Origin of the sequence: Cryobacterium sp. PAMC25264 (assembly GCF_019443325.1) — a bacterium.
Taxonomy (GTDB): Bacteria; Actinomycetota; Actinomycetes; order Actinomycetales; family Microbacteriaceae; genus Cryobacterium.
Genome location: NZ_CP080383.1, coordinates 840,380 through 861,168, shown reverse-complemented (window position 1 = coordinate 861,168; position 20,789 = coordinate 840,380). Strand labels below are relative to the sequence as shown.

Below are 20,789 nucleotides of genomic sequence, written 5' to 3'. Positions count from 1 at the left end.
GATGTTCAGACTGGGTGAGTTTCTCCACTGGCCTCTCAATTCCGCCGCACACGTACTCTCCATGCCCTCAAAAGACCGACTCAACGACACTTTCCTCGCCGACTCCGCGACGTACGCCCACCTTCGGGTCTTAGACCCGGGCCTTCCCGATCACGTCTGGGAAGTCATCGTCAGGTATCGACCATTGCTCTCCACTCTGCAGTGGAACGCCGTGCGCGAGTTCACGATCATTACCGCTGTACGGATGCAGCCACGCACCTTCGAGACTGTCCGGCGCCTCATGACCATGTCGGCCCGCTTCAATGTGTGGGTGTGGGCGGCCACCGGCACCGAACTGACAATCGAGCGCGTCTACACCCACAACAACGTCTATCTCTTTCTGCAGGAGCGTCTGGCGAAGCACTCAGAGATACACCGGTGGGGTGTCGTTCGTCAGCTGGGCGCCATCACGGATGCACTCGGCACCGCAAGTATCAAACGCTTACCGTCGCCGAAGCGCAATCCCCGACGGCGCCCCTTCACACTCGCCGAGGTCGCGGCTTTGCACAGCTGGGCGGCTAGCCTCACAACCAACTTCAAACGGCAGAATGCACTGGCAATTCTCGGCCTCGCCGGCGGCGCTGGCCTACGCTCCGATGAGGTCATCGAGACGCGTATCCGCGACATTGAAATCATCGAGGGACGAGTCTTCGTTCACGTTCCCGGCATCCGAGCGCGGACTGTGCCAGTCCGGACACCGTGGAACCGTACCCTTCTGCGCAGCCTCGATGGGCGCACCGAAACCGACGAGTTCGTGTTCAGGGGCTGGCGCCTCGATGAATATCGACCGCGGGCCATCCAAACCTTTCTGACCGAGCACCCAAGTCGGATTCGAGCTACCGTCTCAAGGCTCCGTGCTTCCTGGGTAATCACTCAAATCGACAACGGGCTACCGCTGCCGGTTCTCATGAAGATCGCCGGTTTCACCGCAACGGCAAGCCTCGACAAGCACCTCGTACACGCACAACCACTCGACCTGGGCCTCTACACCGGTCTCATCATCGGCGAGGAAATTTCCCGATGAGCGCCGGCGACATCGACTACGGCTTCACCGGCCATAACCCCGACCTCGGTGGAATGACCCAGGCAGAGGTCATCGGCCGCGGCCGTATCCATCAGCTCATAGACGACGAAACTGTAGCGCTGATGGAAGGCCGTGTCCGCAAGACCGGCGTCCTAGAAAAGCTACGGGAGTGGTCCGAGGAAGATGCGGCGGCCTTCAGCCTTGGCGGCCGCCCGTCCCTGATCTCGGAGCGTGCCATCCTCACCGGCATGCTTCTGCTCGCCAAGGAAGGCACCTCGATGTTCCTGACGAATGTGCGCGACCTCTTCATGTTTCGCCTCAGCGATACTTCCCGAGACCTCCTGGATCTTGAATCATCACAGATAGCATTCGTGGGCCACACCGGAGAGAAGAACCGCTGGTATGCCAACACAAATCGTGCCTTCCAGCGCATGAACGCCCTGATGGACCCGTTCCCTCAGGAACGCCGCTACTCCAAGACCTACACCGAGATCCAAGCAATACTCCGATCACACGACACCCAACTGGCCGAGAAACGGAAGGCCAGACTCGATGAGTTCACCCAGCGCTTTCTCGTCATGACTTTCAACGAACAGTCGCGCGCTGTTCGTCGAGCGTCAAAGAAGGTCGACATATCGTTCGACCAGACCTACGTCGGAACACCCACCACGAAGGGATACTCAAGAAAGAATCTCTCGAAACGAGTCGCCGAAGAAGCAAAGGTCGAGGAAAAACGAACCCTCAAGCCAGGCCCGGTGGATGCATTTGCCGGCTGGCACGTGACCACCGGCCCACGAACAGACGCCGGCCGGGGCGAGGTCGACCTCACGGAGCCAGGCAAGAATGCCGGCTCCTTGACCTATAAGTGGGGCTGGGAAATCAACATCGCCGTGAGGGTCGATTCTGAGGCACCCGGAGCCCGGAGATTCCCTGCGCTTGCTGTCGCCGCGACGATGAGTCTGCCCAATGTCCTGGTCGCTGAAGAGGCAGTCTCACTTATGCGCGCCACCAAGATGCTTGGCTTGGAACCAGGGGTTGGAGATGCGGACAAACAGTACTGGGCCAATTCCACTCCGGAACGGCTCCACGACGACGCACTAAAGGAAGGCTTCACGCCTTCCACCGACTATCGAGTTGATCGACTGGGCCATCAGGGCGGGGACCACGGAGCCCTGTATATCGAAGGCGGCACGTATTGTCCGGCAACTCCCAAACCGCTTCAGGACGCGACGAAAGAGCTGCTCGGCAAGGTCATCGACACCGCAACCTACCGCGAGCGAATCAAGAGCCGCACAGCGTTCAAGCTTTACCAGAAGGAGAAGCCCGACGCGAAGGGTCGCGCTGTGCTGCGATGCCCAGCACTTGGCCCAAGCCCGACAGTTACCTGCCCGCTCCGAGAACTTCTCAAGACGGCCACGAAGAAGGTGCGACCGGCCGTTGACGAAGAAAGCGTTCCTGACTTCCTAGACGATATTTGCATCAAGCACTCCGTTTCATTTGACACCGCCAAGAACCGGCGCAGCGCCCAAGCATTCGAATTCGGCACCAAGGAATGGGACGAATTCCACACCCATGCAAGAAACTCCATCGAGTCGCTGAATAACCAGATCAAGAGCGGCGGAACAGAGGACGTCGAATCTGCCAGCCGACGCCGCGTCCGCGGATTCGGAGCAGCTCAAGTCATCGTCACCATGCTTCTCACGAACTTCAACCTACGGAAGATCGCGGCGTTCATCAGCGACAAGATCAAAGCCGATGCCAAGTTGCGGATCAACGGAGAACCCGTTGTCGGCCCGATTCGCCGCCGAGACCGCGAATGGCACAACCCCTACACAGACACCTTCCCGGCCGGCGTCACGCGGCCAGACAAGGCAAAACGGACAGTGTCCGACGAGACCGGTGGGCCACCGCTACAGACCTAACCGTTCCTCCACGAACCGCATACTGCCCGAGAGGGCGAAACTCCCAGCTTTCGCGACAATCCGGCGCGCACGAAAACGCATTTACCACCGAGGATCACAACCACAACTCAAGAATCGCGACCGCAAGACGCAGCGAGAACCGCTTAAACCAGAAATCGCTCCTGAGAATCCTCAGGAGCGATTTCTTTTTGTTTCGACCGGACCGTTTCGTGAAGAGTTTCGCGAACGGCCCTTTGGTCGGGCTGACAGGATTTGAACCTGCGACCCCCTGACCCCCAGTCAGGTGCGCTACCAAGCTGCGCTACAGCCCGCCGTGTTCTGGTGGATTCCCGTGAGGGGATCTACCGGAGACAACTGGACTAGCTTACCGCGTCGGGAGAGGGGTTGCGTTCACTTTTGGGGGTTGAGGGGAGGTTGACAACGGACGAGACCGTTTTAGTGTCTAACGGAGACGGGGTTCCGGATCTCGACGGGCTCGATCAGCGGGTGGGGGCGCGTTGGGTGTCGAAGGGGTGCGGGATCTCGACAGGCTCGACCAGCGTGGATGGGCTCGACCAGCGTGGGGGTGCGTTGGGTGTCGAAAGGTCACCGGGTCTCGACAAGCTCGACCGACGCACCCACGGCAACACAGGCGGGGGTGTGGAGATTCCCTGGTGGTACATAGGTTGTCCATAGGAACGGTGCGTAGCGTGACGCGAGGTCGTCACCGACCGCTCATCAATCGAAGGAAGATATGTCCCAGAACAGCTCACGTCCCCTGTCCAAGTTCAATCTCGTCCTGGCAGTACTGTGGCTGGTCGACCTGGTTGTCACTGTGGCGGGGTATCTGATCCTCACTTCCTCCAACGCCACCCAGGCCGAGTTCTACACGTCGCAGTCCTCCGACTACGTGGCGTACTTCACCGCCCAGTCGGGCAGCAACCTGGGTGCCAACCTGCTCGCCGCCGGCATCATCGGCTTCATCATCACCCTCGCCGCCCTCGTGGTGACGCGCGCGATCGCCAAGAACGCCGCCCACGCGGCGCCGGTCGGCGCCACGCACGACGAGCCCGACTTCGACTTCGACGAAGACACCGAGTTCGTTGCCGAGGAAACCGCCCCGGTGCGCGCCCGCGCCGCCGAGACCGGCACCGGCACTGCCAGCGCCACTGACGCTCCGGCCGACCTCACCGTGACTCCGTCCGCTCCGGCCGACGAAACAGCCTCCGTGCCCGCCACCGACACCCCCGCCACGACGAGCGTGAAGACGACCGACGCGGCCACCGAGACGCCGGGCGACGAGCCCACCCCCACGCGCTAGGGATTGGGCGCTGCGCACTCGCGGCGCTAGACGCTAAGCTCACCCTCACCACGCGCTTCGGCGCGGATGGGGAATGCCCGGGATGGTGCCCTAACCACCACCCCGGGCATATCTATGTTTGGGCCTCGCCGCCCAAAAACCTGGCTACTTCGGAAGGGCGTCGAGAAGCGTCTTGACCTCGGCGTCGGAGAGCGGCGCCCACGGGGAGCCGTCGGGGTTCGCGGCGGCGGCATCCGGGCTCTCGCCCTGGTTCCACCACTTGCTCTCGTAGGGCACGCCGTCGAAGAGGATCATGGCGTTCTTCTCGTACACCGCGGTGCCTTGCCAGTCGGGGTAGGTGCCCACGGGCAGGGTGGGCCTGGGGATCGGGGTCTCCCCCGGCATCACCGGGCCGATCAGCACCCACGGCGTCTCCCACTCGTTGAGCACGGGGTTGTCGGGCAGGTCGCCGCGGGTCCACCACTTGGTCTGGTAGACGTTCTTGTGCCAGACCACCTTGGTGCCCTCCAGGTACGAGGACTCTGCCGCCCAGATCGCGTACGGGCTGGTGGCCGGGTCGTCGACGATCGAGCCGATCTCCTCGGCCTCGTCGGTGGTGACCGCGGCCGCGGCGGTGACCGGGCGGCCGGTGAACCCATCGCCCAGAAGAGACACGAACTTCTCGTCGCCCTGGTCAATGCCGCTGCAGGAGTCCGACACCCGTTTGACGTCGGCGTAATTCGACCCACAGGTGGTGTCCCTGTTCAGCGACCAGAGCGACATCCGGCCCACCTTCTGCTCCTGGGCGAAGGTGTTCAGCGCCTTCGCGTCGTCGAGGTCGAAGATCTCCCCCGCCACGTCGTTCTGGCCCACCATCGGCGTGATGCCGATCTTCTGCCACACTGTGGCATCCGTCAGCTCGGTGCCGGCCCGGCTGTAGAGGGTGCCGATCTGCCGGTGCGCGGCGGTGACCCCGCGAATGGATGCGTCGGCCATGGTCTCGTCGGCGTCCTTGCTACTGCCGAAGTCCATGGTCATCAGGTTCACCCCGGCCAGGTCCACCTGGGCGTCGAGCATCGCGCTGACGGCGTTGGTGCCGTCCTCGGTGAGCCCGCCGGTGGCCACGGGTAGGGTCAGCCACACCGCTAGGTCCTTGCCCGCCGCACGCCGGTCGGCCTGCAGCTCGGCGATCGCGGTGGCGCGGCGCTCCGCCGCGGCCGGGTCGGTGAGGTTGGCACCCTCGAGGTCGAGGTCGATGGTGGTCACGTCATACCGGTCGAGCACGGCGGCGTACGCGGCGATGAGCGCATCCTTGTCGGTGCAGCCGGTGCCGAGTTCGGTGTTGAGCAGTCCGCCGAACGACACGACGATCTGCCCGCCGAGCTGCTTCACCCGGGCCAGACGGCGATCGAGGTCAAGCTCGTCGGATGCCTCGTCGAGGCTGTAGTGGGTGCCCCAGCTCGGCGCGCAGGCGTCGTCGGCGGCGGCGACGATGAAGGAGAGCACCACGTCGTTGCCGGCCAGGTCGGCCGTGGCCTCGAAGTCGTAGGTGGGCGTGGCCGTCACGTCGACGTACCCGGCGAACCAGGGGTCGTAGGCTTCGGCGGCCTGCGCCGACCCCCACCACTGCCAGCCGAGGTAGCCGCCGGCGGAGAGCGCCACGACGAGCACGATGCCCAGGAACACCCGCACCACCGAGAGGCGGCGGCGCGGCCGGTCGGCCTTGACGACAGGCGCGGTCGGCGTGACGGGCGCCGCAGCGCCCGGGTCTGCGGCGCTCACCGGAGCACGCCCTGCTTGGCGGCGCGCTTGGAGACGACGGGCTTGACGAACGGTCCGGTCACCAGTTCCACATCGCTGGGCAGCTCGCCCACGACGTGTCCGTGGTAGATCACGGCCCGCCAGTCCAGGGTGGGCTCGGCCGGCTGCGGCAGCGCCACCTGGGCGCCCTTGCGGCGCGGGGCACGTTCGATGAACATCCACTGAGTCAGGCCCAGCCAGACGTCCACGATCGAGTTCCAGATGCCGATGTAGGTGAGGATCGCGGTGCTGGCCAGCAGGGCGTTGAACCCGGCGAAGGCGGCGTTGCCCCAGTTCTCGTTGGAGACATCCCGCCACAGGGTGAGGGCGGAGAACGCGACGATGAGGAACGGCACCACCACGAACAGCAGCGGGGCGGCCGTGCGGTTGCGCACCTTGGGGGTGCGGGCGAACGGGATCTTCTTGCTGGTCACGGCCTGCTGCAGCGACTTGAGCACCCCGGCGAGGTTCACCGGCAGCAGGATCAGGTTGAACCCGTAGATGCGGAAGATGTCGCTGAACTTGTACCCGCAGTAGCGCAGGTCGCTGCCCATGGCGAGGAAGTATGGCAGGGCGGCGAGCACCACGACCGGGCTGAGCAGCCGGCTGTCGTACGGGTACGCGAGCAGGAAGATCAGGCCGAAGCTGGCCCAGGCGATGCTGGTCATGTAGTTCACCCGCAGTGCCAGTTCGATCAGGCTGATCGGGTGACCCTGACGGCGGCGTTCGCGCATCTGGCGCCACAGCTTGGGCAGGATGAGCAGACCACCGTTGGCCCAGCGGCGGCGTTGCACGATGAGCGAACCGAAGTCGGGCGGGGTGGCGCTGTAGGAGAGCCGTTCGGGGTAGTTCACCAGCGACCAGCCGTGCGTGCCCAGGTCGATGCTGGATTCGGTGTCCTCGATCACGGTGCGGTCCTGCACGTACCGGCGCACCTCGAAGCCGCCCACGGTCTCGACCTCGACGATGTCTTCGAGGGCCACCTTGCGGATCACCGCGTTGGCGCCCACCCAGAAGGTGGCGCCGTAGTACGACATGCCCTGGTGCAGGATGTGCTGGATGTCGGTGGTGGCGCCGGCGAGGCGTTCGATGCGGGTGGGGGCGCCGCGGAACGAGGAGTAGGGGGTCTGGGTCACGGCGACCCGGGCGTTGTCGGGCTGCTCGAGGAAGTAGACCAGGCGCAGGCAGTAGTCGCGCAGCAGCAGCGAGTCGGCGTCAAGGGTGAGCAGGTACTCGGAGTCGCGCACCACGTAGTCGGCGGGCGCGTCATCCTCGACCGGGCGGAGGATGGTGCCGTCCGGTCCGTCTTCGCGCTGGAACCGGCGACCCATCAGGCCGATGTAGGCGTTGAGGTTCATAGCCTTGTTGGCCTCGTGCGAGAGCGAGGAGAACAGTTTGCGTTCGAAGGTGTCCAGCTCGGCGGAGAACGTCCAGAGCAGCCGGCGGTGCAGTTCCAGCATCCGGGTGGCGGAGGGGGCGGTGCCCTCCTTCGCGGCGGCGGCCAGGGCGGCGCCGGTGAGGGAGAGTTCGGCGGCGAGGCCGCCGAGCACCTGCTCGACGAAGAAGGTGTCGACGTGGTCGTCGATGGTCTCGGCAGAGGCCATCGCCTGCAGCCAGCGGGCGGCCCACTGGTAGTTGTCGGCCAGGCGCTGCACGGCGCGTTCGGTGGGGTGCTCGTCGGTGGCCAGTTCCAGCTCGCAGATCAGCAACTCTTCGGTGAACCGCGCCTTGGGTTCGGCCAGGGCGCGTTCGATGTCGCGGGCGATGCTGCGCGACACCTGCAGCTGCGCGGCCACGGCCGGATCGGTGGGGTGGGGCGGGTCATCCAGCAGCAGCACGATGCGCAGGTCGGGGTACTCCTGCAGCGCCGCCGACCACAGGGTGCCGCGCACCACACCGGGCTCCTCGCTGTAGGAGGGCACCAGCACCGTGAGCGAACCCTGATGGGTGGCGAAGTGACTGTCCAGTTCGGCGCGGGGCACCCGCACGTGGTCGCGGAAGCGTTGCAGCGCGCCCTGCCGGGCGATGAGATACATCAGCGCGGAGAAGGTGAGGAAGCTCACCACGACCCAGTACGAGACGGCTTCGGTGGTGAACCGGAAGCTCTCGGTGCCGTTGTTGAGGAACTGGCGCAGGATCGTGTAGATCACATAGGCGAACCAGGCCACGACCGTGGCGATGATGGCCAGCCGACCCCAGGTGATCTTGGAATCGCTGGGGATGTCGTGCACGGTGGGGAGCGGCTGGGTGCTGCGTTCGGCACCAAGCTGACGTTTGCGGGCAGGCGAAGCTAGGGACTTCGTAGGCACAGTAATTACATCCTTGGGGTAGGGCCAGGGATCTCGCTGGATCAACGGTCGAGAGTTTCGGGTTCTCGTAAAGACCAGGTATCAACGAAATGCAGGGGGACGCGGAAATGTCGGAAGGCTTCGTGGTGCACCCAGTGCCGCTCTAGGAAGCGGACGACTAGGGAACTGCGGGAGGGAGAAAGCGCACCCTTCGGGTGGTGCGACGGCGATCTGACGCCCGGGCTTCGGGGCCCGGTGGGTGACCGGGCTTCGGGGCCCGGGTGGTGCTGTGGATGCTGGGTGGTGCGGGTCGAACCGGGCCGGAGCCCGAAAGGAGTGGAGCACGTCGGATGGTGCACTTCGGTGTGGATCACGGGCCGGGTTGGGCCCGTTGGCGTGCGGTGTTCGGTGGAGCCGGGTGGACTCTGTCGACGTACAAAACCTAGATCAATCTCGGCGGCGACAGAAGCCCCCTCCCCCGGGGGTACCCCGAACGAGGTGCGGGCCCGGTCGGGTCCGAGATCCCCGTCAGCACTGGGATCCGCGGTCGGACAGCCGTGGTTCTTGCGGCGGGCTTGCGGGCGTCTTGCGGCAATCTTGCGCAAACCTTGCGCCGAAACCACCAGTTTTGGTGGGCCGGCGACGGGGCGTCCACTAGGGCTGTGCGCCTAGAACGGAGGGTCCGGGGGTGCCGGGCGGCGCATCCGAGCAAAAAAAGAACCGCACGCCGTCACCCGAAGGTGGCGGCGTGCGGTTGTCAGCGGCCTGAGGACCTAGCGCTTGCGCTTCTCGCGCACGCGCATGCTGATGTTGATCGGGCTGCCGGCGAAGCCGTAGACCTCGCGCAGGCGACGCTGGATGAACCGGCGGTAGCCCGGGTCGAGGAACCCGGTGGTGAAGATCACGAAGGTCGGCGGGCGGCTGGACGCCTGGGTGCCGAACAGGATGCGCGGCTGCTTGCCGCTGCGCACGGGGTGCGGGTGCTCCGCGGCCAGCTCGGCCAGGAAGGCGTTGAACTTGCCGGTGGCGACGCGGGTGTCCCACGATTCGAGCGCGAGCTCGAGGGCCGGAACCAGCTTCTCCATGTGACGGCCGGTCTTGGCGGAGATGTTCACGCGCGGGGCCCAGGCCACGTGGGCCAGGTCCTGCTCGATCTCACGCTCGAGGTAGCGGCGACGGTCGTCGTCGATCTGGTCCCACTTGTTGAAGGCGAGAACCAGGGCGCGGCCGGATTCGAGTACCAGGTCGATGACGCGCACGTCCTGCTCGCTGATGACCTCGGTGACGTCGATGAGCACGACGGCCACTTCGGCCTTCTCCAGCGCGGCGCTCGTGCGGAGCGACGCGTAGAAGTCGGCGCCCTGGGACAGGTGCACACGACGGCGGATGCCGGCGGTGTCGACGAAACGCCAGACCTTCCCGCCGAGCTCAACCTGCTCGTCGACCGGGTCGCGGGTGGTGCCGGCGAGGGCGTTGACAACCACGCGCTCTTCGCCGACGACCTTGTTCAGCAGGCTGGACTTGCCCACGTTCGGGCGGCCGAGGATGGCGACGCGGCGGGGGCCGCCGACTTCCTGCTTGGCGACGTTGGAGATCTCGGGGAGCTCTTCGAGGATCGCATCGAGCAGGTCGGCGACGCCGCGACCGTGCAGCGCGGAGACCGGCCAGGGCTGGCCGAGGCCCAGCGCCCACAGGCTGGCCGCTTCAGGCTCCTGACGGATGTCGTCGACCTTGTTGGCGATGAGGAAGACGGGCTTGCCGCTGCGACGCAGCAACTTGACCACGGCCTCGTCGGTGGAGGTGGGTCCCACGTTGGCGTCCACGACGAACATGACGACGTCGCACAGCTCGATGGCCAGTTCGGCCTGCATGGCCACGGACGCGTCGATGCCCTTGGCGTCGGGTTCCCAGCCGCCGGTGTCGACGAGGCTGAAGCGGCGTTCGTGCCACTCGCCCTTGTAGGTGACCCGGTCACGGGTCACACCGGGGGTGTCCTCCACGACGGCCTCGCGGCGGCCGAGGATCCGGTTCACGAGCGCGGACTTGCCCACGTTGGGGCGGCCGACGATCGCGATGACCGGCAGGGCCGGCAGGTACGTGATGGCGTCGGGGTCATCGGAGACGTGGTCGAGAACGTCGAAGTCCTCGTCGTCGAGGTCGTACTCGTTCAGGCCGGTACGCAGAGCGGTGGCGCGCTGCGAGATGAGCGCGTCGTCCTCGTCGAGATCGGTCAGGCGCGATGCGATTTCCGGGTCGAGTTCGGGGATCGTCGTGTCGTCGAATTGATTAGTCATTGCGAGTTCCTCGCGGTATTGATGACCTCTACAACCGCGTCAATGGTCTGGTCGAAGTCGAGATGGGTGGAGTCGACGGTGGTCACACCGTCTGCGGCGCTCATGAATTCCACTACCTGGGAGTCAGCGCGATCCCTCGATCGCAACTGTTCCGCAACGGTGTGGGCTGATTGGGTTGATATTTCCGCAGAGCGCCTAGCCATTCTAGCCTCTTCGGTCGCTGTGAGTAGAATGCGCACCTCGGCCTCCGGTGCCACGACGGTGGTGATGTCACGGCCCTCCACCACCACGCCGGGCTGCGGAACGGCCCGGGCGATGGCGCGGAACAGCTCGGTCAGGTGCGTGCGCACCGCGGGGACGCGGGCGATGGCGCTGACCACGGCCGAGATCTGCGGTTCCCGGATGGCGTCGGTGATGTCGGTCTGCCCCACCCGCACGAAGTAGGCATCCGGTTCGGTGCCGATCGTGTAGTCGAAGGTGTTCAGGGCGCCGGCGACGGCATCCGCGTCCTGCGCGTCGATCTGCTGCGCCAGCACGTGCCAGGCGAGGGCCCGGTAGGCGGCGCCGGTGTCGAGGTAGCCGTAGCCGAGCTTGCGGGCCACGGCACGGCTCACGCTGGACTTGCCGCTGCCGGCAGGCCCGTCAATCGCGACGAACAGGGGGTAGGAGTGCTTGCTCAAACGTCTAACCGACAATCCGCCAGCCGCGGGCGGCCAGCTCAGAGGTGAGGCGGCTGACCGCCTCGGGGAGGATGCTGATCTCGGCGAGCCCGATCTGGGCTCCCGGGGAGTGCTCGAGGCGCAGGTCCTCGAGGTTGACGCCCACCTCGCCGATCTCCTTGAAGAGGCGGGCGAGCTGGCCGGGGGTGTCGTCGACCATCACGGTGATGACGGAGTAGCGGCGGTCCTGACCGTGCTTGCCGGGCAGCCGAGCGACGCCGGTGTTGCCGCCGGCGATCTCCTCGGCCACCTGCCGGCGGGCGCCGGGGGCGGAGGGGTCGGCGAGGGCGTCGATGAACCGGTCAAGGTCATCGCGGAGGGCCAGCAGAATCTGCCGCACCGGGGCGGGGTTGGCGCCGAGGATCTGCACCCACAGTTCGGGGTCGCTCGCGGCGACCCGGGTGACGTCGCGCACTCCCCCGCCGGCGAGGTTGAGCGCGGAGCCGGGGGCGTCGGTGAGCCGGCGGGCCATCAGGGTGGACACCACCTGGGGCACATGCGAGACCAGGGCGACGGCGTTGTCGTGGTCCTCCGGGCTCATCTCCACCAGGGTGGCGCCGAGGTCGAGGATGAGGTCGTCGATCGCGGTGGCGCGTTGGTAGCTGATCGCGTCGTGCGCGGCGACCACCCAGGGCCGGCCGATGAACAGGTCAGCGCGGCCGGCGAGGGGTCCGCCACGTTCGCGGCCGGCCAGCGGGTGCGACCCGATGTACCGGGAGACGTCGGCGCCGCGGTCGCGGAGCTCCGTGAGCGGGGCCAGCTTGACGCTGGCCACATCCGTCACGATCGCGTCGGGGAACGCCTCGAGCTCGCGGGCGACGATGTCGGCGGTCACGTCCGGCGGCACACACACGACGATGAGCTGCGGGGTGTCGCCGGGGGTGGCGGCGCGGCCGGCGCCGTAGTCGATGGCCAGCGACAGGTTGGTCGGCGAGGCGTCGGCGAGGATCACGTCGAGGCCGCGGGCGGTGAGGCCCAGGCCGATGCTGGTTCCCAGGAGCCCGGCGCCGACGACACGCACCGGCCCGATCAGGCGAGACTCGACCACGTTCGGCTCCAAACTTGCGCGGCTAACAGGGGGTGAAACGGATGCTGCTGGGGCTACTTCTGCGCTCTACTTCTGCACTTCGGCGCGAGACACCGTGAGCAGCTGACCGAGTTCCACCTTAGTGAGGTCGCGCACGGCGCCGGCCCGGAGGGTGCCCAGCTGCAGCGGGCCGAACTGGCGGCGAACCAGGTCGACGACGGGGTGGCCGACGGCGTCCATCATCCGTCGCACGATGCGGTTGCGGCCGGAGTGCAGGGTGAGCTCGACGAGGGTGAAGCCGTCGCCGGGAGGGCTGGTGAGGATGCGGGCCTTGTCGGCGGCGATGGGGCCGTCGTCGAGCTCGATGCCACTCTGCAACTTGCCGATGGTCTGCGCCGAGACGCGGCCCTCCACCTTGGCGATGTAGGTCTTGGCGACGCCGAAGGAGGGGTGCGCGAGCACGTGGGCGAGGTCACCGTCGTTGGTGAGGATGAGCAGGCCGCTGGTGGCGGCGTCGAGGCGGCCCACATTGAAGAGGCGTTCCTCGTAGCCCTCGGTGAACTGGCGGAGGTCGGGCCGGCCGCTTTCGTCCTGCATGGAGGAGACCACGCCGACGGGCTTGTTGAGCATCACGTAGCGGCGGCTGGTGTCCAGCTGCACGGCCACGTTGTCCACGGCGATCTTGTCGGTCTCGGGGTGCACGCGGCGGCCGAGTTCGGTGACGACCTTGCCGTTGACCCGCACGCGGCCGGAGCTGATCATCTCTTCGCTGACTCTTCTCGAGGCCACGCCCGCGGCGGAGAGCACCTTCTGCAGGCGGATGCCGTCGGCAGCGGCCTCGGGGTTCGTCGCAAAGTCCGGGTTGGTGCTACTGGTGTCGGTGTAGCCGTCGTTGTGGTCGGTCATGGTAGATCCTCGAATCCGTTCGCACCGTCGGCGAGCAACGGCGAAATTAGTGGCAACTCGTCGAGCGAGTTGATTCCCAGCTGCACGAGCAGCAGGTCGGTGGTGGCGTAATTGATCGCGCCGGTCTCGCTATCGGTGAAGGCTTCGGTGATCAATCCGCGCCCCAGGAGGGTGCGCACCACCGAGTCGACGTTAACGGCCCTGATCGAGGCTACCGCGCCGCGGCTGATCGGTTGCTTGTAGGCGATCACGGCGAGGGTCTCCAAGGCGGCCTGGGAGAGCCTGCTGGGGTTCTGGGTGAGCACGAAGTCGGCCACGACGGGGTCGTGTTCGGCGCGCACGTAGATCCGCCAGCCGCCGGCCACCTCGCGCAGTTCGAAGCCGCGCCGTACGGTGCCGTCGACGCCGTCGAAGTCGGCGACGAGCCGCAGAATGGCCTCGCGCACCTCGACCAGCGGATGTCCGACCGCGCTGGCCAGGTGCACCAGGCTCTGCGGCTCATCCGCCACCATCAGAATCGCCTCGAGCCGCCGCTCGATCGGCGGCGCCTCGCCCGCGCCTTCGTCGCCGGTCGAGACCGGGGCACCAGGTCTCGACAAGCTCGACCCACGTTCGGTCGCGCCCATCCTGCCGGTCGAGCCCGTCGAGACCCCGTGAGCCGACCCCTCAGACGCACCCATCCCGCTGGTCGCGCCCGTCAAGACCCCGCGAGCCGACCCATCAGACGCACCCGTCCCGCTGGTCGAGCCCGTCAAGACCGAGTCGCCAGGTCTCGACACGCTCGACCGGCGTTGGGTCGAGTTCTCAAGGTCAGCATCCGTCATACCGGCATCAGGCGTCATAGTCGGCTCCGAGATTCGCGAGGTTGTCGTCCGACCAGCCGTCGGCGTCCCAGTGCAGACTGAGCTCCCCGAGCGGTTCCAGCTGGTCGAAGGTGAGGGCGCCGTGTCGGTACAGCTCGAGCACAGCGAGGAACCGGGCGATGACCTGCCCCTTCTGGGCGCAGTCCACGATCAGCTCCCGAAACGTGAGGCTCTGGTTGGCCCGCAGCATCGCCACGACGATCGCCGCCTGCTCCCGGATGCTCACCAGCGGCGCGTGCAAATGTTCCAGCCCCACAGTCGGCAGCTCGCGCGGCGTGAGGGCCAGCGCGGCCAGGGCGCCAAAGTCGGCCAGCGAGAGCGTCCAGACCAGCTCCGGGGTCGTCGTGCGGTACTTCTCCTCGAGCCGCACCGACCGCACGTGCCGGGTGGCCTCGTGTTCGAGGTTCTCGAGGAACCATGCCGACGCGGTCTTGAATGCCCGGTACTGCAGCAGCCGGGCGAAGAGCAGGTCGCGGGCCTCCAGCAACGCCACGTCCTCGGCATCCACCAGCTCGCCCTGGGGCAACAGGCCCACCAGCTTGAGGTCGAGCAGGGTGGCGGCCACCACGAGGAACTCGGTGGCCTGGTCCAGTTCCTCGGCGGCATCCAGGCCGCGCAGGTAGGCGATGAACTCGTCGGTGACCCGGCTCAGCGAGATCTCGGTGATGTCGAGCTCGTGCTTGCCGATCAGCGACAGCAGCAGGTCGAACGGTCCCTCGAAGTTCTGCAGCGCCACGGAGAAGCCGGGCGCCGGTATCCCGCCGCCGGCGTCAACCAGCGGGCCGGCCGTGCCGGAAGCGGCCGGGGTTGTCGCCGCGGCGGTGGCCGGAACGGCCGAAAGCCGCTTAGGCGACCGCGCCACGCTGGATCAGTTCCCGCGCCGCCTGCTTGTAGGCCTTGGCGGCGGCGTGCTCCGGAGCGAACTCGGTGATCGGCACCCCCGCGACACTGGCATCCGGAAACTTGACGGTGCGCCCGATGACGGTGTCGAGCACCCGGTCACCGAACGCGTCGACGACTCGCTCGAGAACCTCACGCGAGTGCAGGGTGCGGGAGTCGTACATGGTGGCCAGGATGCCGTCGAGTTCGATGGCCGGGTTGAGCCGGTCGCGCACCTTGTCGATGGTCTCGATGAGCAGGGCCACGCCGCGCAGGGCGAAGAACTCGCACTCGAGCGGGATGAGCACCCCGTGGCTGGCGGTGAGGGCGTTGACGGTGAGGATGCCCAGCGACGGCTGGCAGTCGATCAGGATCACGTCGTAGTCGTTGGAGACCTTGCGCAGCACCCGCGCGAGAATTTGCTCGCGAGCCACCTCGTTGACGAGGTGCACCTCCGCGGCGGAGAGGTCGATGTTGGCCGGGATGATGTCCAGGCCCTCTACCGAGGTCTGTTGGATGGCCTCGTGCGGGTCCTTGGAGCCGCTCAGGAGCAGGTCGTAGATGGTGGTGACATCGTGCGTGGGCACGCCGAGACCGGCCGACAGGGCGCCCTGCGGGTCGAAGTCGATGGCGAGAACCCGGCGGCCGTAGCCGGCCAGCGCTGCGCCCAGGTTGATGGTGGTCGTCGTCTTGCCGACGCCGCCCTTCTGGTTGCACAACGACACGATGCGTGCCGGCCCGTGGCTCTTCAGCGGGGCAGGCTCGTCGAACACCTGCACCGGTCGTCCGGTTGCGCCGGTGGGGAGTTCCTCGAGTCCGGGAAGCTGCGTCCGGCTATCCGTCTTACGCGCCACTGGGCTGTCCTCGATCCGTCATGCGATTCACTTGGTCGATTGTACCGAGCCGCCACGCCCGCCCCCGCCAAGATCCCCGGTGTGCCGTCCCTTCGGCCCCGGAAGCAGCCCGTCCGCGGCATCCACCCCCTCACACGCTAACTGGTCCCCGTGCGGACGAGTGCGCCCGGTGCGCCGGGACCAGTTGTCCGCTTCGGCACCAGTTGCGGCGGCGGTCAGCCGGCCTTCTTGTCGTCGGTGCCGGCGCGTACCCGCACCACGGTCTCCCAGCCGGCCACGATCACGAGCACCCCGGTGGTCACCGCGCCCAGCTGCAGCGGGGTGAGCGCGAAAGCCGCCGCGAACGCCAGCAGCAGCGCCCCGATGCCCACCAGGTACGACACGAGCAGCTCCCGTGCCACGACCAGGCGGAACAGCAGCATCCCCGCCACATAGAGCAGCGGACCGCCCACCAGCACCACGGCGGTCGACAGGGTCATGTCGGCGTGCGGATGCGAGAGCACCTCCTTGTCGGCCACCGAGGTGAGCACGATGCCGGCGATGATCACCGCGTGCACATAGGTGTACGCCAGCCGGGCGATGCGGCCCGGCTCGGCCGCGGCGGCGATGGCCTTGGCGCCGGCGCGTTCGCTGTGGTCGAAGTACAGCCACCACATGGCCACGCTCGCGCCGAACGCGAGCAGCATGCCCAAGATGCTCTCCGCCGACGATTCCTTGTCGACGAACGCGAACCCGGTCACCAGCAGCGATTCGCCCAGGGCGATGATCACGAACAGGGCGCTGCGCTCGGCGATGTGCGGGCCGGAGAGGTCCCACTGGTCGACGCCGGAGGCGCCGAGCCCCGGCACCCGGAAACCCACCCCGGCGGAGAGGTACTCGATGGCCAGGGCGAGCAGCCAGAGCGGCAACCGGTACGGCAGCGGCAGCAGCGCGCCGACGATCCAGAACACGCTGGATAGGGCCAGCCAGGCCAGGATCCGCACGAAGGTGCGGCGCAGCTCCGGGTCGTGCCGGGCCACGGCGAGCAGCATGAAGGCGGTTCGGCCCAGTTGCAGCACGGTGTACGCGAGCGCGAAGACGATGCCGCGGTCACCGAACGACTCGTAGATCGAGACGCTCACCACGAAACCCACGAGCGACAGGCCCAGCACCACGCCGCGCACGGGCAGCTTGGCCGGGTCGAGCCAGTTGGTCACCCAGGTCGTGTACACCCAGAGCCACCACAGGGCGAGCACGAGCATCGCCGACTCCAGGGCGCCCTCCCAGGACTGGTTCTCATACAGGTAGCGGGAGAGCTGGGTGAGCGCGAAGACGAAGATCAGGTCGAAGAACAGCTCCACGTAGGTGACGCGATCGGCGGCCTCCGAGTCGTCGGGGCGCAGCAGGTTGCGACGGATGCCGAAGCGGCCGGCCGGCGTCGCTGCCGGCGGGGGCGGGGAGGTACGGGTCACTCCCCCATTGTCGCCGAGCCGGCCCGTGCACCGCACCCCCACGTCGGTCGAAGCGCCAACTCGGCCCGCCACATCCGCAACTGTTGCCCGTACGGACGTCTGCACCCGGTGTGCCGGGACCTCTTGTCCGCTTCGGGACCGGTTGCGGGCGCGGGAGCGCGCGGGTCAGCGGGCGCGGGGGTGGGCGGTGGTGTACATGTCACGGAGGGTGTCGATCGTGACGAGGGTGTAGATCTGGGTGGTGGCCACCGAGGAGTGGCCGAGCAGCTCCTGCACCACGCGCACGTCGGCGCCGCCGGAGAGCAGGTGGGTGGCGAAGGAGTGCCGCAGTGTGTGCGGCGACACCTCAATGCCCAGCTCGGCGCGTTCGGCCGCCGCCTTGATGATCAACCAGGCGTTCTGCCGGCTCACCCGGTGCCCGCGCACCCCGAGGAACAGCGCTGGGGTGGCCTTGCCGCGCACCGACAGCACCGGCCGGGCCCGCACGAGGTAGGCGTCGATCGCGGCGCGGGCGAAGCTGCCCACGGGCACGATGCGCTGCTTGTTGCCCTTACCGGTGAGCCGCACCACGTCCTCCTCGAGCACGTCGTCGACGTTGAGGTTCACCACCTCCGACACCCGCGCTCCGGTGGCGTAGAGCAGCTCAAGGAGCGCCTTGTCGCGCAGCTGCGGTAGCTCGTCACCGTCGGTGGCGGCCAGCAGCTGGTTCACCTGTTCGATCGAGATGGCCTTGGGCAGTCTGAGGCCCAGCTTGGGCGGTTTGGTCTCGTGCGCCACGTCCACGTCCACCAGGGATTCCTCGAGCAGGAACCGGTGGAACCCGCGCACGGTGGAGAGGATCCGCGCCACCGACGATGCCGTCAACGGCGATTCGGCGCGTCCGCCCAGGAACTGAACGAACGCGCTCACCTGCGCGGCGGTGACGGCGCCGAGGTCGGTGACACCGGCATCCGTCAACCAGCCGGCGTAGATGACCAGGTCGCGGCGATACGCGGCGACCGTGTTGATGCTGAGCCCGCGTTCAATCGAGACATGCCGCAGATACGAGTGCACGGCCTCCTCGACGAACACGGGGCCGGTCACACCGTGTGGTCCCAGTTCGACGGATGCCGCGGCCACGGCAGATCCGCCGGCGCCAGTGACGACCATCCGCGCGCACGGGACGCAGCGGCGGCCAGCACGCCGACCACGAGCGACGGGTTCTGCACCCGGCGGGCGAGCGCGGCGTCGACGGCGTCGTCCAGGGACACCCAGCGGGTGACCATGTCGGCTTCCTCGTCGGTGCGATCGAAGACGTCGGTGGCCGGCGACAGGCCGCGGGCCAGGTAGATGCGGATGACCTCGTTGCTGCCGCCCGGAGACGTGTAGAACTCGGTCAGCACGTTCCACTCGGATGCGACGACGTCGGTCTCCTCGGCCAGCTCACGCTGCGCGCCGATGAGGGCGTGTTCGCCGTCGATGTCGAGCAGCCCGGCGGGTAGTTCCCACTCCCGCATCCGCACCGGGTGCCGGTACTGCTGAATCAGCAGCACCCGGTCCTGGTCGTCGAGGGCGAGGATCGCCACGGCGCCGGGGTGGTCGACGTACTCGCGCACGATCTCGGCGCCGTTGTAGTCGAACGCGTCCTGGCGGATGTTCCACACGTGACCGTCGAACCGCACCGCGCTCGAGGTCAGCGCGGTGGGCGCCGGTTCATCCTCGATGCGGGGCAGCTGCGCGTCGGCCTCGGCGCGGGCGGAGAGGCTCTCAGGCATCTTCCTTCACCTCGAACAGGCGGCTGGCCTGCTGGCGGTCAAGGGCCGCGCCGATCAAGCCGCGGAACAGCGGGTGCGCGTCGCTCGGGCGTGAGCGCAGCTCGGGGTGCGCCTGGGTGCCCACGTAGAACGGGTGCTCAGCGCGGGGCAGCTCCACGTACTCGACGAGGTGGCCGTCGGGCGAGGTGCCCGAGAACCACAGGCCGGCCTCGGCGATCTGGGCGCGGTAGTTGTTGTTCACCTCGTAGCGGTGACGGTGACGTTCGGATGCCTCGGAAGCTCCGTACAGTTCGGCGACGAGCGAGCCCTCGGCCAGGGTGGCCGGGTACAGGCCCAGGCGCATGGTGCCGCCCAGGTCGCCGCCGGCGATGATCTCGACCTGCTCTTCCATGGTCGCGATCACCGGGAACTCGGTCTCCGGGTCGAACTCGCTGGACGAGGCGCCCTCAAGGCCGGCCTTGTTGCGGGCGTACTCGATGACCATGCACTGCAGGCCGAGGCAGAGGCCGAGCACGGGGATGGCGTTCTCACGGGCGAACTTGAGGGCGCCGAGCTTGCCCTCGATGCCGCGCACGCCGAAGCCGCCGGGGACGCAGATGCCGTCGAGCTCGCTGAGCATCGCGGCGGCGCCCTCGGGGGTCTCGCAGGTGTCGGAGGCGATCCACTCGATCTTCACCTTGGTCTGCTGGGCGAAACCGCCGGCACGCAGCGCCTCGGTCACCGAGAGGTACGCATCGGGCAGGTCGATGTACTTGCCGACCAGGCCGATGGTGACCTCGTGCTTGGGCTCGCGCACGGCGTCGAGCACGCGCTGCCAGGCGGTCCAGTCCACGTCCTTCACCGGCAGGCCGAGCGCGTCGGTGATGTACTTGTCCAGGCCCTGCTCGTGCAGCACGGCGGGGATCTCGTAGATGCTGGGCACGTCTTTGCAGTTCACGACGGCGTCTTCGTCCACGTCGCACATGAGCGCGATCTTGCGCTTGTTCGACTCGGACACGGGCCGGTCGCTGCGGAGCACGAGCGCGTCCGGCTGGATGCCCAGAGAACGCAGCGCGGCAACGGAGTGCTGGGTGGGCTTGGTCTTCTGCTCGCCGGAGGCGGCCATGAACGGCACCAGGGAGACGTGCACGAAGAAGACGTTTTTGCGGCCCAGCTCGTGCCGCACCTGACGTGCGGCCTCGATGAACGGCTGCGACTCGATGTCGCCGACGGTGCCACCGACCTCGGTGATGATCACGTCGGGGCGGGGCTCGTCGCTGGCCTGCAGCCGCATCCGTCGCTTGATCTCGTCGGTGATGTGCGGGATGACCTGCACGGTGTCGCCGAGGTATTCGCCGCGGCGTTCGCGGGCGATGACCTGCGAGTAGACCTGACCGGTGGTGACGTTCGCCGCCTGGGTGAGGTTGATGTCGAGGAAGCGCTCGTAGTGGCCGATGTCGAGGTCGGTCTCGGAGCCGTCGTCGGTGACGAAGACTTCGCCGTGCTGGAACGGGTTCATCGTTCCAGGATCGACGTTGAGGTAGGGGTCGAGTTTCTGCATCACAACGCGCAGTCCGCGAGCGGTGAGCAGGTTGCCGAGGCTTGCCGCCGTCAGGCCTTTACCCAATGAAGAAACGACACCACCGGTCACAAAAATGTGCTTCGTAATGTCGTTTGATTTGTCCGCGTTTATATTGTTCACCACGGGCTT

Annotated in this window: 16 protein-coding genes and 1 tRNA gene; 3 read left to right on the top strand and 14 right to left on the bottom strand. The window is 67.1% G+C overall.

Annotation, left to right across the window (positions count from 1 at the left end):
• Positions 1-61 precede the first annotated feature (61 nt).
• Positions 62-1,063, top strand: coding sequence for a tyrosine-type recombinase/integrase (locus KY500_RS03900; protein WP_219902406.1), 1,002 nt, complete (start codon positions 62-64; stop codon positions 1,061-1,063).
• Entirely contained in the window at positions 1,060-2,985 is a 1,926-nt protein-coding gene (locus KY500_RS03895; RefSeq protein ID WP_219902405.1) for a hypothetical protein, read from the top strand. The genes KY500_RS03900 and KY500_RS03895 overlap by 4 nt, the downstream gene beginning before the upstream one ends.
• Before the next feature lie 234 nt (positions 2,986-3,219).
• Here the strand turns inward: KY500_RS03895 and KY500_RS03890 are convergent.
• A tRNA-Pro gene (locus KY500_RS03890) sits at positions 3,220-3,296 on the bottom strand.
• A gap of 422 nt (positions 3,297-3,718) precedes the next feature.
• On the opposite strand from KY500_RS03890, the gene KY500_RS03885 reads away from it, so the two are divergent.
• On the top strand, positions 3,719-4,285 hold the full coding sequence (locus KY500_RS03885; RefSeq protein ID WP_219902404.1) for a hypothetical protein: 567 nt from the start codon (positions 3,719-3,721) through the stop codon (positions 4,283-4,285).
• 144 nt (positions 4,286-4,429) lie between these two features.
• Here the strand turns inward: KY500_RS03885 and KY500_RS03880 are convergent, their stop codons facing one another.
• From KY500_RS03880 to KY500_RS03820, 13 genes are all read right to left on the bottom strand, one after another.
• Positions 4,430-6,046, bottom strand: coding sequence for a chitinase (locus tag KY500_RS03880; protein ID WP_219902403.1), 1,617 nt, complete (start codon positions 6,044-6,046; stop codon positions 4,430-4,432).
• Complete coding sequence (locus KY500_RS03875) at positions 6,043-8,373, bottom strand: glycosyltransferase family 2 protein (RefSeq protein WP_219902402.1); 2,331 nt, start codon at positions 8,371-8,373, stop codon at positions 6,043-6,045. The genes KY500_RS03880 and KY500_RS03875 overlap by 4 nt, the downstream gene beginning before the upstream one ends.
• 752 nt (positions 8,374-9,125) lie before the next feature.
• On the bottom strand, positions 9,126-10,646 hold the full coding sequence (gene der, locus KY500_RS03870; protein WP_219902401.1) for a ribosome biogenesis GTPase Der: 1,521 nt from the start codon (positions 10,644-10,646) through the stop codon (positions 9,126-9,128).
• Positions 10,643-11,326 carry a (d)CMP kinase gene (cmk, locus tag KY500_RS03865; protein WP_219902400.1) on the bottom strand — a complete coding sequence of 228 codons (684 nt, stop codon included), beginning with the start codon at positions 11,324-11,326 and terminating at the stop codon, positions 10,643-10,645. Before cmk ends, der begins: the two co-directional genes overlap by 4 nt.
• 4 nt (positions 11,327-11,330) lie before the next feature.
• Entirely contained in the window at positions 11,331-12,413 is a 1,083-nt protein-coding gene (locus tag KY500_RS03860) for a prephenate dehydrogenase (RefSeq protein WP_255579774.1), read from the bottom strand.
• 66 nt (positions 12,414-12,479) lie between these two features.
• Positions 12,480-13,298, bottom strand: a complete 819-nt coding sequence (locus KY500_RS03855) for a pseudouridine synthase (RefSeq protein WP_219902399.1) — start codon at positions 13,296-13,298, stop codon at positions 12,480-12,482.
• Positions 13,295-13,897 (bottom strand): SMC-Scp complex subunit ScpB, encoded by a 603-nt coding sequence (scpB, locus tag KY500_RS03850; RefSeq protein WP_255579773.1) that lies wholly within the window; start codon positions 13,895-13,897, stop codon positions 13,295-13,297. The genes KY500_RS03855 and scpB overlap by 4 nt, the downstream gene beginning before the upstream one ends.
• Before the next feature lie 232 nt (positions 13,898-14,129).
• Positions 14,130-15,023 (bottom strand): ScpA family protein, encoded by an 894-nt coding sequence (locus tag KY500_RS03845; RefSeq protein ID WP_370626877.1) that lies wholly within the window; start codon positions 15,021-15,023, stop codon positions 14,130-14,132.
• Positions 15,007-15,894: a ParA family protein gene (locus tag KY500_RS03840; RefSeq protein ID WP_219902397.1), complete on the bottom strand. Its 888-nt coding sequence runs from the start codon at positions 15,892-15,894 to the stop codon at positions 15,007-15,009. The genes KY500_RS03845 and KY500_RS03840 overlap by 17 nt, the downstream gene beginning before the upstream one ends.
• 215 nt (positions 15,895-16,109) lie before the next feature.
• Positions 16,110-17,345 (bottom strand): low temperature requirement protein A, encoded by a 1,236-nt coding sequence (locus KY500_RS03835; RefSeq protein ID WP_219902396.1) that lies wholly within the window; start codon positions 17,343-17,345, stop codon positions 16,110-16,112.
• 165 nt (positions 17,346-17,510) lie between these two features.
• The gene (gene xerD / locus KY500_RS03830) at positions 17,511-18,494 is read right to left on the bottom strand and encodes a site-specific tyrosine recombinase XerD (RefSeq protein WP_219902395.1); all 984 of its coding nucleotides are present in this window, start codon (positions 18,492-18,494) and stop codon (positions 17,511-17,513) included.
• Positions 18,425-19,099: an NUDIX hydrolase gene (locus KY500_RS03825; RefSeq protein WP_219902394.1), complete on the bottom strand. Its 675-nt coding sequence runs from the start codon at positions 19,097-19,099 to the stop codon at positions 18,425-18,427. The genes xerD and KY500_RS03825 overlap by 70 nt, the downstream gene beginning before the upstream one ends.
• Positions 19,092-20,783 carry a CTP synthase gene (locus KY500_RS03820; protein ID WP_370626875.1) on the bottom strand — a complete coding sequence of 564 codons (1,692 nt, stop codon included), beginning with the start codon at positions 20,781-20,783 and terminating at the stop codon, positions 19,092-19,094. The genes KY500_RS03825 and KY500_RS03820 overlap by 8 nt, the downstream gene beginning before the upstream one ends.
• Positions 20,784-20,789 lie beyond the last annotated feature (6 nt).

What these genes read in the sequence shown, in the direction of transcription:
- KY500_RS03900 (WP_219902406.1), top strand. Translation starts at nt 62, where the DNA reads ATGCCCTCAAAAGACCGACTCAACGACACTTTCCTCGCCGACTCCGCG.
- KY500_RS03895 (WP_219902405.1), top strand. Translation starts at nt 1,060, where the DNA reads ATGAGCGCCGGCGACATCGACTACGGCTTCACCGGCCATAACCCCGAC.
- KY500_RS03885 (WP_219902404.1), top strand. Translation starts at nt 3,719, where the DNA reads ATGTCCCAGAACAGCTCACGTCCCCTGTCCAAGTTCAATCTCGTCCTG.
- der (WP_219902401.1), bottom strand. Translation starts at nt 10,646, where the DNA reads ATGACTAATCAATTCGACGACACGACGATCCCCGAACTCGACCCGGAA.
- KY500_RS03855 (WP_219902399.1), bottom strand. Translation starts at nt 13,298, where the DNA reads ATGACCGACCACAACGACGGCTACACCGACACCAGTAGCACCAACCCG.
- xerD (WP_219902395.1), bottom strand. Translation starts at nt 18,494, where the DNA reads ATGGTCGTCACTGGCGCCGGCGGATCTGCCGTGGCCGCGGCATCCGTC.
- KY500_RS03825 (WP_219902394.1), bottom strand. Translation starts at nt 19,099, where the DNA reads ATGCCTGAGAGCCTCTCCGCCCGCGCCGAGGCCGACGCGCAGCTGCCC.